The 14,468-nt window shown below is 59.0% G+C and carries 10 protein-coding genes and 1 tRNA gene; 8 read left to right on the forward strand and 3 right to left on the reverse strand.

Annotated elements, in window-relative coordinates:
* Positions 1-96 precede the first annotated feature (96 nt).
* Positions 97-3,645, reverse strand: a complete 3,549-nt coding sequence (locus LOC68_RS11320) for a PVC-type heme-binding CxxCH protein (RefSeq protein WP_230218570.1) — start codon at positions 3,643-3,645, stop codon at positions 97-99.
* A 249-nt stretch (positions 3,646-3,894) separates the two neighbouring features.
* Here LOC68_RS11320 and LOC68_RS11325 point away from each other — a divergent pair, with 249 nt between their 5' ends.
* The 4 genes from LOC68_RS11325 to LOC68_RS11340 all read left to right on the forward strand — a co-directional run bounded on the left by LOC68_RS11325 (position 3,895) and on the right by LOC68_RS11340 (position 10,749).
* Entirely contained in the window at positions 3,895-5,181 is a 1,287-nt protein-coding gene (locus LOC68_RS11325; RefSeq protein WP_230218571.1) for a PQQ-binding-like beta-propeller repeat protein, read from the forward strand.
* 174 nt (positions 5,182-5,355) lie between these two features.
* The gene (locus tag LOC68_RS28525; protein WP_230218572.1) at positions 5,356-6,042 is read left to right on the forward strand and encodes a CerR family C-terminal domain-containing protein; all 687 of its coding nucleotides are present in this window, start codon (positions 5,356-5,358) and stop codon (positions 6,040-6,042) included.
* Position 6,043: 1 nt separating this feature from the next.
* On the forward strand, positions 6,044-7,486 hold the full coding sequence (locus LOC68_RS11335) for an efflux RND transporter periplasmic adaptor subunit (protein ID WP_230218573.1): 1,443 nt from the start codon (positions 6,044-6,046) through the stop codon (positions 7,484-7,486).
* Between the two features lie 5 nt (positions 7,487-7,491).
* Positions 7,492-10,749, forward strand: a complete 3,258-nt coding sequence (locus LOC68_RS11340; RefSeq protein WP_230218574.1) for an efflux RND transporter permease subunit — start codon at positions 7,492-7,494, stop codon at positions 10,747-10,749.
* Between the two features lie 69 nt (positions 10,750-10,818).
* On the opposite strand, the gene LOC68_RS11345 is transcribed toward LOC68_RS11340, so the two are convergent.
* Both LOC68_RS11345 and LOC68_RS11350 read right to left on the reverse strand, forming a co-directional pair.
* Positions 10,819-10,903 (reverse strand) — tRNA-Leu (locus LOC68_RS11345).
* Between the two features lie 214 nt (positions 10,904-11,117).
* Positions 11,118-11,453 carry a rhodanese-like domain-containing protein gene (locus LOC68_RS11350; RefSeq protein WP_230218575.1) on the reverse strand — a complete coding sequence of 112 codons (336 nt, stop codon included), beginning with the start codon at positions 11,451-11,453 and terminating at the stop codon, positions 11,118-11,120.
* 107 nt (positions 11,454-11,560) lie between these two features.
* Between LOC68_RS11350 and LOC68_RS11355 the strand changes: the two genes are divergently transcribed.
* From LOC68_RS11355 to LOC68_RS11370, 4 genes are all read left to right on the forward strand, one after another.
* Positions 11,561-12,841, forward strand: coding sequence for a CCA tRNA nucleotidyltransferase (locus LOC68_RS11355; protein WP_230218576.1), 1,281 nt, complete (start codon positions 11,561-11,563; stop codon positions 12,839-12,841).
* A 78-nt stretch (positions 12,842-12,919) separates the two neighbouring features.
* Positions 12,920-13,444, forward strand: coding sequence for a DUF2269 family protein (locus tag LOC68_RS11360; protein WP_230218578.1), 525 nt, complete (start codon positions 12,920-12,922; stop codon positions 13,442-13,444).
* A gap of 94 nt (positions 13,445-13,538) precedes the next feature.
* The gene (locus LOC68_RS11365) at positions 13,539-14,186 is read left to right on the forward strand and encodes a hypothetical protein (protein ID WP_230218580.1); all 648 of its coding nucleotides are present in this window, start codon (positions 13,539-13,541) and stop codon (positions 14,184-14,186) included.
* A gap of 79 nt (positions 14,187-14,265) precedes the next feature.
* Positions 14,266-14,436, forward strand: a complete 171-nt coding sequence (locus LOC68_RS11370) for a hypothetical protein (RefSeq protein WP_230218581.1) — start codon at positions 14,266-14,268, stop codon at positions 14,434-14,436.
* Positions 14,437-14,468: the final 32 nt, after the last annotated feature.

Raw genomic sequence — 14,468 nt, forward strand, 5'->3', positions numbered from 1 at the left:
AAAATGGAAAGGGTCCGGTCCTATTTTTGGACCTTGAAAAATGGCTTACCTAAATTGCCACCTCGGCCGCATTTCCCTCGCTGGCGCTTCGGGGTATTAATCCTTCACGATGATGGCATCTGCCGGGGCGGAGCCGACGAACCAGGAGACTCCTTCTTCGCCGCGGAAGTGGACGCTGCGGATCGGCGTCTTTTCGTCGGGGCTGAAGAGACTGACGCGGAAGCCGTCGATCGATGTTTCGGCGGTACCAGGGGCGCCCCAGACGTAGCGGCCATTGTCGTACCAACCGCCGACGCCGCGGTCGAGCAGACGCCAATCGCCGCCGCTGCGGACTTCGATCTTCCAGGCGGTGTTGGGCTGCGGCTGGTTTGGGTAGACGCCGGAGAGGGTGATCAGGTTGATCGCAACCGGCGCTTTCCAGGTCGCCTCGTAGAAGACCGGCTTGCCTTCGGAAACGATGCCGAGATCGGCTCCGCCGCCGACTCCGACTTCATGCCACTGCGAATTGTGGAGGTAGGCGTTTTTCTCCGGCAGGTAGACCAGATCGGTCGCGGCGCCGCGGGCGCCCTTGCCGAGCTCGGTGGCATTGCTGGAAAGTTCGGCGGATGCGAGTTGATTGACCAGCGACGAAGGCAAATGGAGTCGACGGACGTCAATCGCCTCGGCGCCGGGGATCAGCTCGGTATTGGGATCGCCCGGCGGACGAGTCAGCGAAAGATATGCGAACAGGTCAATCAGCTCTTGTTCGCTCAGCTGTTTCTCGACGCCTTCCGGCATCAGCGACAACTTGCTGACGCGGATCGCGTCGACGTCGTCGCGAGGAATCGTTTCGAGTTTGCCCCCTTGCAGCTTGAGCACTACCCGCTGGTCATTGTCTTCGACCATCAGGCCGGTCAATGTCCGGCCGTCGGCGGTCAGAACCATGCGTCCCTGATAGTCAGGCCCAATCACCAGGCTGGGATCGAAGACGCTGGAAAGGAGTTGTTCAAACGAGCCGCGGCCGTTGGTGGTAATGTCGGGACCGACTTCCTGCCCTTGGCCGTAAATCTTGTGACACTGACCGCACAGCTTTTGGAACGCGACGGCGCCAGCGTGAGGATCCCCGTCACGGCTGCGAACCAGACGCCGCATGTCGGCGATCACCAGTTCCCGCTGCGGATTACGCTCGGTACGGATCTGTCCCCAGAGTTTGATCGCGTCAGCGACCACGTCGCTATCCGGGCTTTCCTGCAGGCGGCGGACCTGATTGATGTTGAGAGCGTCCTTGGCGATTCGTTCGGCGGCGACGGCGGCGAGAAGTTTTTGGCTCCACGCGACGCGCTGCGTGAGGACTTCAAGCGCTTTCGGCTGCAGATCGGAAGCGAGCTGTGGATAGGTGGCGACCAGCATCTCGGCGACCTGTTGATTGTCGAGTTTGCCGAGTGCGGCGATCGAATCGGATTGCAGCTGCTTCGACGTGTTTTCGCGAGCGACTAGGACGTCACGCACAGCTGGGACGATCTGGTCGTCGCCAAACGCGACGAGAGCGGCGAGTGCAGCGGCCCGTTTGGCGTCGGGCGTCGATGCGTTTCGATAAGCGGCGCGAACGGCGGTTTGGGCGTCGGCGTTTTTCCAGGTAACCGCGAGGAGGGCGGCGTCGAAATAGGACGGGTGTTTGTCGCCGGCAGTGAGGATCGGCTGAAGTACCGGTTCCAACTGCGAGCGAATCGCGGCAAGCCGATCGCCGTCGATTTCGCCGGACTGGACGCGAGCGGCGAGAGTGGCCAGCGAGCTGTTGAGAGCGGAATGGAGCGACGGAGTCTCGGCGACCAGTTTCACCAGTTTGATGATGCTGTCGGTCTCGACCTGCGGCGCTGCGAGAATGCGATCGATGATCCGCGGCAGCAACGCGGCGACGTTGGGATTGGCGGCCAGCTTCGGATCTTCGAGCTGAGCGAAGAGTTCGCCGCTGTCGGTTTCCAGCAGCGGATGGAGATTTTGCCAGACGATGTGCGGAATCAACTTGTCGTCGCCGGCGTTGCCCAGCGCGGCGATCAACGTCGGGATGGTGGGAATTTCTTTCAACTTGCCGGCGGCGATCACTGCTTGCAGTTGGACGTCGGGAGTGTCGTCCTTGGCGGCGGCGATAATTTTCTCCGCAACGCGAGGCGAAACCTTGCCAAAATTGCCGGCGATTCGGATGCCCCAGGCGCGGAAGGTGGAATCTTCGTCGTGGAGTAACGCGTGGATGAACGATTCGCTCGGACAGGTCGTTCCGGCAATCGCCCAGACGGCGTGCAGGCGAGCTTTCCTCGGCTCTGACTTGTCGAGCGCCAGTGCATCGAGTTCCTCGAGTGCCGCAATTTCGTTGCGTTCGCTCAGCAAGCGTTGGGCGCGGTCGCGATAGAAGCGGTTGCCGCTACGGAGTCGCTCGATCAGCTGTTCGTCATCCTCGTTCGCCAGGTCGAACGATTCGGCCCGCGGCGTCTCCTTGTACCGAATCCGATAAAGGCGCCCTTTCAGCCGATCGACTTCGGCCGGACGAGCCATCGCATCCTGATAGCAGTGATACCGGTCGTACCAATCGAGAACGTAGAGACAGCCGTCAGGGCCGATCTTTTGATCGACCGGCATATGCCAGACGTCGTTGGCGGTGACGAAATCGGGGTGAGGCTTACCAAAGTAGGTCGATCCGTCGCGGGTCACTTCGTCCACGTTGACGCAATTGCCGTGGATGTTTCCCATGTAGAGCCGATCGCGATATTCGGCGGGATAGGCGTCGCTATCGAAGTATTCGATCCCGCAATAGGCGGCCATTTGGTGTTTATGTTGAACGATCGACTCGATCTTCCAGGTGAACGGCGGATAAGGGCCCCCTTGGCGATGGTAGTAGCCGGTCTCGGTCAGATGCCACAGATGATCGATCACGCAGGCGCTGACGAAGGCGCTGCCTTCCGGATCAAACGCGATTCCCCACGGGTTGCTCGTTCCTTCGCAGAAGAGCGAGAACTCGCGGGTACGGGGATCGATGCGGAACATCGCGCAGGTGAAATCGAACGTCTTGCCATTTTGCGTGACGTGCGATGGATTGAAGACGCCGTTCAGTCCGTAGAGCGCGCCGTCGGGACCCCAGGTCAGCGAGTTAGGAAGTTCGTGGGTGTCGCTTCGTCCAAAGCCGGTGACGACGACTTCCTGTTTGTCGGCCTTCAGGTCGCCGTCGGTGTCTTGGAGGAAGAGGAGGTCTGGCGAGTTAGCGACCCAGACGCCGCCGTATCCAACGGCGATGCCGGAGGGGATGTTCAAGCCTTCGGCGAAGATCGTCGTCTTGTCGACGCGGCCGTCATGGTCGGTGTCCTCGAGGACTTTGACTCGATCTCGGCCGGGACCGGGGGAATGACGGGGGTACTCGAGCGATTCGGTCACCCAGATCCGGCCTTGGTCGTCAAAGGTCATCGCGACTGGATTGATCAGGTCTGGCTCGGCCGCGACTACCTCGACCGTAAAGCCAGGAGGAACGGTCATCTTGGCGGCCGCTTCCTCTGGCGAGAGGGGAGGGCCGGGAATCGCCGATTGTTTGCGAGGAATAAACGGTTCGTCAGCCAACAGAAAGGAAGTGAGCGAACCGACTAAGATGGCGGCCAACAGCGGGCGGAATGGAAAGGGCATGACGATCGACCGCGGCGAGTGAGGGGGACAAGGCGTGACTTTGTTCGATTGTTTAGGGGGCTGGAGGGAGATGCAATCGTGAAAAAATCACAGCCTTCGGAGTTTTTTTACGCGAAAGGTTCCCCCATAAGCAAGCTTGTCACCGGCTTTGCCGCGGCTTAGACTCACATCGCCTGGATTTTTCGACGTAATCCGGACATTCCCGCCTGTTTCGCTCCATCCACCACTCTGCCTGCTCGGAGATCTTGCATGAAATTGGTACGCATTTTTGCGCTGGTCGCGCTGACGCTTCTTGGTTCGTCCGCATGGGCGGCCAAACCGGAAGACCCGAACTGGCTGCAGTGGCGCGGTCCGCATCGTGAGGGAAAAGCGAATTCGACTGGTTTGTTAAAGGACTGGGAATCGGCGCAGCCGAAGCTGCTCGGCATGGTCGAAGGATTGGGGGGCGGTTTCGCCAGCGTCTCGATTGTCGACGGCATGCTCTACACCACCGGCAACTTCGATAAGTCGCAAGGGGTGGTAGCGGTCGATCTGGCGACCCAGAAAGTTGCGTGGAAGACGCCGGTCACCGACTCGATTCCGGAACATGGTTACGGCGGTTCCCGTTCGACTCCGACGATTGACGGTGACCAGTTGTACGTCGTATTGTCGGACGGCACGGTCGCTTGCTTGGATCGCAAGAGCGGCAAGGTGATCTGGACCCGCAGCTTCGAAAAGGAATATGGCGCCAAGCGTCCGGCCTGGGGATTCTCCGAATCGCCGCTGGTTGACGGCAATCTGCTGATTTGCACCCCTGGATCGGAACAAGCGTTGATGCTGGCCCTGAATAAGCGGACCGGCAAAGAAGTCTGGGCGACCAAAGACGCGCAGCTGGGCGACAAAGGAAAGGCGGAAGCTGGCTACTCGTCGATCGTCATCGGTAACGGCGCCGGCGTGAAGCAGTACGTGCAGATGACGGGCAAAGGCCTGGTCGCCGTACGAGCCAAGGACGGCAAGTTCCTCTACAACTACAACCCGGTCGCCAACGATGTGGCGGTGATTCCGACCCCGATCGTCGACGGCGACTACGTCTTCGCTTCGTCGGGCTATCAAACCGGCGCCGGTTTGGTGAAGCTGTCGAAGGATGGCGCCGGCGTCACCGCGGAAGAGGTTTACTTCCTCGAACCGAAGACCTTCCAGAACCATCACGGCGGCATGGTGAAGCTGGGCGATTACATCTACGCCGGCACCAAGCACAACGAAGGCTTCCCGATCTGCATCGAGATGAAGACCGGCGAAGTGCAGTGGGGCGGCAACATCCGCGGCGAAGGGAAGGGCTCGGCTGCCGTTCTGTACGCCGACGGCAACTTCATCTTCCGCTATCAATCAGGCGAACTGGCGCTGGTCGAAGCGACCCCGAAGGAATACGTCCTGAAAGGGAAGTTCATGCCAGAGTACCAGGAACGCGAAAGCTGGGCCCACCCAGTGGTGGCGGATGGCAAGTTGTACTTGCGAGAACAAGACAAGCTGATGATCTACGATTTGACTCAGAAGTGATGTCAAATTGATACATCATCACCTCCGTAAATCCATAAGGCCCGGTTTATCCGGGCCTTTTTTCATGGTTTCGGGTGATAAATCGGTAAATCTTGCCCAGTTGACGTTTTTCCTGAAACAATTGTTTCATACGCTTGTTTTAATTAGGAAGGATACCATTAGCGGAGCTAGTCAGTGGCAACCGACGACCCAACCAGCAAGATCTTAGCCGCGGCGCTCGAAGAGTTCTCTGAAAAGGGATTTCGAGCGGCGACGATTCGCGACATTTGCGCGAAAGCCGGCGTGAACCTGGCGGCCGTGAATTACTACTTTGGAGACAAGAAGAAGCTCTATTCGGCCGTGTTCAAGCAGGCCCACCTGCGAGCGCACGATGCGTACCCGCTGCCGAATTGGGGCCCGGACGAACCGCCGGAGAATCGCCTGCGGGACTTCATCCGGGTATCGCTTCTCCGGATGCGATCGAAGACCGACACCAACGTCCATCACCGGCTCATGATGCGCGAGTTCTCGCAACCGACCGGCGTGGTGGAAGAGTTGGTGGAGGAGTTTTTCCGGCCGCATCACAAGCTGCTGGTAGAGATCATGCAGGAGATCGTCGGGCCGAATGTGCCGGAATATCGACTGCATCAGTTGGCGTTCAGCATGATCGGCCAATGTTTGTTTTACCGGTTCAACCAGCCGGTCCTGCAGATGCTCATCCCCCCACAGATGCTGGATGAGCATTTTGGCACGGAAGAATTGGCGGAATATATCTACCGATTTGGCCTCACCGCGCTACAACATGGCGAGTGGGGCCCGCCGCTTGAGAGTCAGGCACTGGCGTCCGACTCGGCGGAAACAAGCGTAAAGGGAAATCTCTGAGATGAGTGAACAATCGAGTTCGCCGGCATCCACGATCACGCGAGTCATCACGCCGCTAGCCATCATCGCCGCGGCGGTGGGAATCATTTTCGCGGTTGTGATGATGCGCCAACCGCCGAAAAAGCAGGAGGTGGAACGGCCCCTGCTGATGGTGACGACCTCTCCGATCATCAAAAGCGAGGAAGGTTTGAACTTCCACGTCGACGGCGTCGTCGTTCCCTATCGTGAGATCAATCTGTCGTCCGAGGTCGCCGGACGCATTACGTTTCGGGACGACTCGCTCCGGGCCGGCGCCTATGTCGCCAAGGGACAACCGCTATTGGAAATCGATCCGCGCAAATATGCGTTGGAAGTCGAGCGGCTGACGAAAGAAGTCGAACAGGCCGACGTCGCGATTCGCGAAACGGACGTCGAAATCGAAAACACGCAAGAGCTGATCGTCCTCTCAAAGCAGAACGTCGATCTGCAAAAGAAGCAGGTCCAGCGGATGGAGCAGTTGCTTGCTCGCAATGCGACCACGCCGTCGCAGGTCGAAGACGAACAGCAGGCGATGATCACCGCCCAAAATCAATTGCTGCAACTGGAAAACCAGGTCCGCAGCATGTCGACGCGCAAGCAAGGTCTGGAACGCGCCAAAGAATTGGCTCAGGCTCGGCTGGAGCAAGCGAAGCTCGACTTTGAGCATACGAAAGTCGTCTCGCCGGTCAACGGCGTGATTATTAGCGACAACGTCGAACAAGATTCGTATGTGCCGGTCGGTTCCGCGCTCTACACGATCGAAGACACCAGCGCCGCCGAAGTTCGCTGCAGCCTGCGAATGGACGAACTGTCGTGGCTCTGGCGCAAGCAGATCGGCAAAACGGTCGATCCTCTTTCCGCTCGCGGTTCGGAAGACTATCGGCTTCCGCAAGCGCCGGTCACCATTTCGTACGAACTAGGCGGGCGTCACTATCAATGGGAAGGGGTATTGTCCCGCTTCGACGGACTTGGACTTGATGAGCGGACGCGTACCGCTCCGGTTTTGATTCGCGTTTCCAACCCCGATCAAGTCCGGCTTGATGGCCAACTGGTAAAGGCCCGCGGTCCGTCGGCGCTGCTACGAGGGATGTTCGTCGACGTCAAAGTCAAAGTTCAGCCTGACATGCCGATTTGGCGCGTGCCGGAGTCGGCCCTCTCCCTCTACTCGGCCCAGGCGCTGAAAGAGTCGATGTCGGAAGAGCAGATGGCGAAGGTGAGCGGCCACACTGACGAGTCCCGTCCGCAGTTTGTGTTGTGGCTGGTGCGGGACGGCAAGTTGGCGATCGAGCATGTCGAAGTGCTCGTGATTCAAGAAGACTACGCGCTCATCAACGGCGAAAACGCTGATCTTCGCGAAGATGATCAGATCGTGATTACGCCGATGGGATATCCCCGAGTCGGTCTCCCGGTGAAAGTGGAAGGCTAAGCTATATGCGTGATTTAGTCCGCTGGGCGATTCGCAATACGCCCGCGATGAATATGATCATGATCAGCGTGATCGCGGTCGGCGTTCTCAGCTTCGTCATGCTGCGGCGCGAGACCTTCCCCGAGTTTGAGCTCGAGATCGTGTTGGTCCGCGTGCCGTATCCTGGCGCCAGCCCGGAAGAAGTCGAGAGCGGCATCTGCGAAAAGATCGAAGAAGCGGTCAAAGATACCGTCGGCATCAAGAAGATGACCTCGGTGGCGACCAACGACTACGGCGCGGTGATTCTCGAACTGAACGCCGACGTCGACGCCCAGCGGGTACTGAACGAAATCCGCGGCGATGTCGAACGGATTCCCAGCTTTCCGCTGTTGGCCGAAGATCCCGAAGTGCAGCAGATCACGCTGCGCGAATCGGCGATCACGGTCGGCGTTCTCGGGCCGGAGTCAGATCATCCCAGCGCCGAGATGGAATGGCGACTGCGCGACTTGGCCGAAGAGGTGCGCGTCGAATTGCTGGCGCTGCCGAACGTCTCCCAGGCCGAAATCTCCGGCGCCAAAAGCTACCAGATTGATATCGAAATCGCGGAAGCGACGCTCCGTCGCTATGGCCTGACGCTGAAGAAGGTGTCGGAGATCGTCCGTGACGAAAACTTGGAAATGCCCGGCGGTTTGATCCGAACCGCTTCGCAGGAAGTGCTGGTCCGCGGTGAAAACAAACGGGATATCGGCCGCGAAATCGCCAAGCTGCCGCTGATCAAGACTCCGGATGGCGTCGTGCTGGCGGTTGGCGATCTCGGAACGGTTCGCGACGACTTTGACGACGTCACCTCGTTCCAGCGCGTCGACGGTCGCCCGACGATCGCGATTTCGGTCAATCGCACGTCGAAGGAAGACTTGCTCGTCATCACGGATGAAGTGAAGAAGTTCGTTAAAGAGCATGCCGACGTCATTCCGGAAGGCTATAGCCTGGTTACCTGGGGAGATCAGTCGGAAGAAGTTCGCGATCGTCTGAACACGCTGACCTCCAACGGCTGGCAAGGGCTGATCCTGGTGCTGGTCATCCTGGCCCTCTTCATGAATACGCGGCTCGCGTTCTGGGTCTCGATGGGGATCCCGATCTCGATGCTCGGCGCTTGTGCGATCCTGCTTTACTTCGGGCAGACGCTCAACATGCTGACGATGTTCTCCTTCCTGATGGCGCTCGGTATCGTGGTCGACGATGCGATCGTGATCGGCGAGAACATCTACGCGCACCGCGAGATGGGAAAGAGCTTCCATCGGGCGGCGGTCGACGGAACGGCGGAAGTGTTGCCCTCGGTGGCGATGTCAATCGCGACCACCATTCTCGCTTTCATCCCGATGTTCTTCGTCGCCGGCGTGATGGGGAAATTCATGGCGGTGATGCCGCTGGCAATGATCGCGATTCTGGTGATCTCGCTGCTGGAAGCGGCCTTCATTTTGCCGTGTCACTTGGCGCACGATGACGACTCAGAAGACCTGGTCAACAACCTGATTGACTTCTTCGCCTATCCGTTCCGCCCGCTTGGTAAAGCGTTCAACAAAGTGGGGGATTGGACCTCGGCGCGGCTCGATTGGTTTATTGAGCACGTTTATCAGCCGGGGCTCCGGTTCTCGCTGGGCAATCCGGTGACCGTCGTCACACTGGCGATCGCGATTTTGGCGGTTTCGATCTCGGTGGTGTACGCCGGCTTCGTTCCGCTCAACCTGATGCCGTCGCTCGACAGCAAAACGATCGTCTGCAACGTCGCTTTTCCGGATGGAACGCCGGCGATGATGGCGGACGAAGCGACCAAAAAGATCGAAGCGGCGATTCGGCAAGTCAACGCGAATCACGAAGCGGAAGGAGAGACCGTCGTCCAGTTGATCCGCCGCAACGTCGGCTTCGCTCAGCTCCGGCAAGGGCCCGGGCAGACGACCGACGCGTTTGGCAGTCACTTGGGCGCCGTGGTCGTGCGGCTCACTTCGCCCGGTTCGCGGACGGTCAGCAGCTCGCAGATCGTCGACGAATGGCGCGACGCGACCGGGCCGATCGTCGGTTCCGATTCGCTCGTCTTCGACTCGCAGGAAATTGGCCCCGGCGGCAAGCAGATCGAATTCAAGCTGCTGACCAATCCGGACAACATGGCCCGACTGGAAGCGGCGGTCGAAGACGTGAAGACCGAATTGGCCAAGTCGGCCGGCGTTTACGACATCGAGGACGACTCTTCGCCTGGCAAGATGGAGCTGCGTCTCCGCTTGAAGGATAGCGCCAAAGCGATGAACGTTAGCGAACGGGACCTGGCCGAAACGATTCGGGCCACCTACTACGGCGACGAAGTGATGCGTCTGCAACGTGGACGGCACGAAGTGAAATTGATGGTTCGCTACCCGCGTGAAGATCGCCGCTCGCTGGCCGAGTTCGATCAGATCCGGGTCCGCACCGGCGACGGATCGGAACGCCCGATTACCGAGCTGGCTCATGTCGAAATCGTTCGTCCGTTGAGCGAAATCAATCGCTTGGATCAAAAACGCTCGATTACGGTCTCGGCGAACGTGAACCAGCGAGTCGCCAACTCCAACGCGATCATTGAAAACCTGAAGGATGAGTACGTTCCGGAGTTGATGAAAAAGTACCCCGGCGTCACGATTCGCTGGGAAGGTCAGAAGGAACAGCAGCGGGAATCGCTCGGCAGTCTGTTCATCGGCTCGGCCGTCGCCATGATGGCGATGTACGTGCTGCTGACGATCGAGTTCAACTCCTACTTCCAGCCGCTGATCGTGATGATCGCGATTCCGTTCGGTTTGATCGGGGCCGTCGGTGGTCACCTGTTGCTGGGGCTCGAGCTCACGCTCTTCAGCTTCTTCGGCTTGGTGGCGTTATGCGGGGTGGTGGTGAACGACTCGATCGTGCTGGTCGACTTTATCAACCATCGGCTCCGAGATGGTCTGCCGCTCTACGATGCGCTGATCGACACTGGTCGCCGCCGTTTCCGCCCGGTGTTGTTGACCTCGATCACGACGATCGCCGGTTTGACGCCGCTGTTGTTCGAGACCTCGCTGCAAGCCCAGGTTTTGATCCCGATGGCGGTCAGCCTCTGCTTCGGCCTGATGGCGTCGACCTTTCTGGTTCTGTACCTGGTCCCGGTTCTCTATCTGATCTACGCCTGCCTCGGCGGTCAGAAGCTGCATCACGATGAGGGTGACGAACTGGACGATCTGCCGCCGGTAAAGCGTGAAGAGTTAGTGCCGGTCGAGGTGAGCTAAGACTTGACGTCGGCAACTGCGGCAAGAAAACAAAAAAGGCGACCCGAATTGGGCCGCCTTTTTTCTTAGTGCCGAAGAGAGGACTCGAACCTCCACGGGGTTTACCCCCACTAGGACCTGAACCTAGCGCGTCTGCCAGTTCCGCCACTTCGGCAGCTTGTTGTGGCTCTCAGGCTGGCGCCTGAGTCGACCGCAATTCGCTTTACTTGGCTCCGGAGAGCCGTTGGCAAGAGGTGAATTATAATCGACGATCGTTTCGCGAAAAGGACCCCTCCCAAGAGAATCGGGTTCGCGGGGCAACTTCCGCTAGCGGCGGCGAAAATAGGCCGATTTTGCGGGCGAACCTTGACTTTGCGGGTCGCCACCTCCTAGTAGGTCGGCACCGACTTGTCGATTTCGACGCTCCACTGGGTGATTCCGCCGGTCATATTTTGGGCCTGGGGAAACCCGTTTTGCCGCAACCAGTGGGTGACTCGCAGGCTACGCCCACCCAGGTGACAATGGACGACCAGCGGTGTTTCGCGGAACGGCTCCAGCTCGGAAATCCGCTCCGGCAGCTCGTTCATCGGAATCAGGACGGCGCCCTCGATCTTGGCGAAGTCGTATTCGTTCTGCTGACGGCAATCGAGCAGCAGAAACTTGTCGCCGGAATCGAGCAGATTTTTCACTTCTCGCACAGATATTTCGATCGGGGCGTCGGACATCGGACGATGAGCTCCTAGGATTTCCCTCAAAAATAGACACACCGATCGTAGTCGGATCGGCCAAGGTCCGTCCAGACCTGCCCTGGACTTGATAAAATTAGCACGACATGAACGTACCCTCGCCCGATCACGCACGCGATTTCTCGCTTGAAGTCGTCCGTACGCTGAAACACCATGGCCACCAGGCGCTGTGGGCCGGAGGGTGCGTGCGCGACATGTTGCTGGGACGCACGCCGAAAGACTTTGACGTTGCGACCGATGCGCCTCCCGAACGGGTGCGAGAGATCTTCGGTGAGAAGCGAACCTTGGCGATCGGCGCCTCGTTTGGCGTGATCACCGTTCAGGGAGGAAAACGCCGCGGCCAGATTGAAGTGGCGACCTTCCGCGAAGATCTCGGTTACAGCGATGGACGTCGTCCCGACCAGGTCCGCTTTACCTCGGCCGCGGAAGACGCCAAGCGGCGCGACTTTACCATCAACGGCATCTTCTACGATCCCGACGCCGAAGTGATCTACGACTACGTCGGCGGTCAGGTCGACCTGCGAGAACGTCTGGTCCGCGCGATCGGCGACCCGAACGAACGCTTCGCCGAAGACAAGTTGCGGATGTTGCGGGCGATTCGTTTCTCGTCGACGTTTCAGTTCGATCTCGAGATGAACACGCTGCTGGCGATCCAACGACACGCACGGAACATCGCCGTGGTCAGCGCCGAGCGAATCGCCGTTGAGATGCGGAAGATGATTTGTTCGTCGCGGCGGGTCGACGCGGTATTGCTCCTGCGCGATTCGTGGCTATTTCAGGTCGTTCTGCCGGAGATCATCCCGATCATTGATCATGCGCCGCGCTGGACCGAAACCTTGCGGTCGCTGCACTACCTGCCGGGACATGATTTCGCGACCGGGCTGGCGGCGCTATTGCGCTACGCCGCCGCTCGCGACTTGGAAACCGTCGATCCGCGCAAACCGGTTCCGATGCTTGTCGAGATTTGCCTGCGGTGGAAACTGACCAACGACGAAACGAAAGATCTGCAGTGGCTGTTGCGCCACGTCGACTTGCTGCGAGTCGCGAAAGATCTGCCGTGGCCGCGACTGCAACGCTTGCTGATCGATCCGCGGATTGAAAAGCTGGTGAACTTGGCGACAGCGATCACCGTGGCGCGATCGGAGTCGATGGAACATCTGGAGTTCGTCCGCGAGCGACTGCAATGGTCGGCTGAACGACTCAATCCGCAACCGGTTGCGACCGGGGACGATTTGATCCGGTCCGGGCTGAAACCGGGGCCCCACTTCCAAGGACTCTTGGAAGCGATTCGTGATGCGCAGCTGGTCGGCCAAATCGGGACGCTCGACGAAGCGCTCGAGATGGCCCGCAATTGGCGACCGGCGTAGGTGGCCAATTTTCCCGAAGCGACTATCATAGCGACGTCGACAGACACGTTTTCGTTTATCCGCACCCGAGGCGACCCCATGACTTTTGCGATCGATCTGCTGCTGCGTTGGGCCCACATCGTTCCGGCGACCATTATGGTGGGTGGAGCGGTTTACGCTCGATATGCGCTGGCGCCGTCGACCGATCCGCTGGCCGACGAGCAAAAAGAATTGTTGAAAGCCGGCGTTCGCGCTCGTTGGATGAAGTGGGTGATGATCTGTGCGTTTCTGCTGCTGGTCAGCGGGATCATCAACGTGGTGCTGATCGCGACGGAGTATGACTTTCCGCAGAAGTACTACCATCCGGTCGTCGGCGTCAAAATGTTGGCGGCAATGGTCGTCTTCTACATCGCCAGCATGCTGACCGGGCGAAGCGAAAACGCAGCCCGATTCCGCGAGAAAGAGCGGTTCTGGTTGTCGCTGAACGCCGGATTGGCGATCTCGATCGTTTTGATGGGGGGCGCATTAAAAATCGCCGAACGCGTGCCCAAAGGCGAAGCGGAGGCGGCGCAACCGGAACAATCGGACGCACCTTCCCCCTCTGCAGTGGAAAATGGTTCGTAGCGGACGCCGGTTTGATTAAGGTGGGGTTTGCGCCGCTGCAGGGAGGCTGGCTCATTGTACTGGCCAATTCCCTCCCTCCGCTTAGCGCTTCGCCATGAACCCACCGCATGACGCTATCACGATTTTGAAGCAGGCCCGCGACGAACTGATCGCGCGGCTGCGACGACGAATCGTCGAAAACGAAGAAGAGATCCTGTCGGACGCTCGGGGCGAATCTTTTTTGAGCGATATCGAAACGATCTACGATCAGATCGCTTCCCGGCTGGTTCATGTGAACCAGATGATCTCCAGCTTGCCGCCCGACGTCCCGAGTTTCGAGACAGACGAAGCGTACGCGATCGACGAGCCGGTTGTTGCGGCGGCGGAAGCGACCTATTCGTTCGAGGCGACTCCGATCACGCATCAAAACGAGTCCTCGCCGCAGCTCTTGAGCTTGCCGGCGCCGGAGACGCCGGCCAACTTTCAACACTTCATGCAGTCGATCCAGGCCGGCGACGTATCGCAGGCCGGTCGCATTTTAGCCGAACTGCTGCAAGTTGAACCGCAACGGGGCGAACAATGTGCGAGCGTCTTCTTGCAGCGTTATCTGGAAGACGCCGAGATCGTCACCAAAGCGATGCAAATTCGCAAAGAGCTGATGTTGAGCAACTTCAACAATGCGATCATGCTCCTCTATGAATGCTTCGGGTTGCAAGGGATGGAGTCGATCGCCGCGATGCAGGCGCTGCGAGCGATGCTCTAGCGGCGACTCTCCCGTCGAGCGGCCGATGCCGTTACACTAAGTGGTAGAAATCCTCTTCTCGCACGCCCTGGACGCAACGATGGATAAAAAGGCGAAGAAACGAATCGAAGTTCTGAATAAGAAGATTCAGAAGCTGACGCAGCAACTGGCCGGTTCGAAAGAACAGGCGGACGATGCGAGCGAAACGGCCAAATTTGAACAAGAGCTTGCGGCCGCGAAGGCGGAAATCGAGAAGCTGAAGGCGAGCTAGTCGCCCAAGAAATAGAAGAAGGTGCTCGTTCG

The organism is Blastopirellula sediminis (assembly GCF_020966755.1).
In the GTDB taxonomy this organism is placed as follows: Bacteria; Planctomycetota; Planctomycetia; order Pirellulales; family Pirellulaceae; genus Blastopirellula; species Blastopirellula sediminis.

Bases quoted from the DNA above. Each gene is read 5' to 3' on its own strand.
- LOC68_RS11340 (WP_230218574.1), top strand. From the start codon at position 7,492: ATGCGTGATTTAGTCCGCTGGGCGATTCGCAATACGCCCGCGATGAAT.
- LOC68_RS11355 (WP_230218576.1), top strand. From the start codon at position 11,561: ATGAACGTACCCTCGCCCGATCACGCACGCGATTTCTCGCTTGAAGTC.
- LOC68_RS11325 (WP_230218571.1), top strand. From the start codon at position 3,895: ATGAAATTGGTACGCATTTTTGCGCTGGTCGCGCTGACGCTTCTTGGT.
- LOC68_RS11350 (WP_230218575.1), bottom strand. From the start codon at position 11,453: ATGTCCGACGCCCCGATCGAAATATCTGTGCGAGAAGTGAAAAATCTG.
- LOC68_RS11360 (WP_230218578.1), top strand. From the start codon at position 12,920: ATGACTTTTGCGATCGATCTGCTGCTGCGTTGGGCCCACATCGTTCCG.
- LOC68_RS11335 (WP_230218573.1), top strand. From the start codon at position 6,044: ATGAGTGAACAATCGAGTTCGCCGGCATCCACGATCACGCGAGTCATC.
- LOC68_RS11320 (WP_230218570.1), bottom strand. From the start codon at position 3,645: ATGCCCTTTCCATTCCGCCCGCTGTTGGCCGCCATCTTAGTCGGTTCG.
- LOC68_RS11370 (WP_230218581.1), top strand. From the start codon at position 14,266: ATGGATAAAAAGGCGAAGAAACGAATCGAAGTTCTGAATAAGAAGATT.
- LOC68_RS11365 (WP_230218580.1), top strand. From the start codon at position 13,539: ATGAACCCACCGCATGACGCTATCACGATTTTGAAGCAGGCCCGCGAC.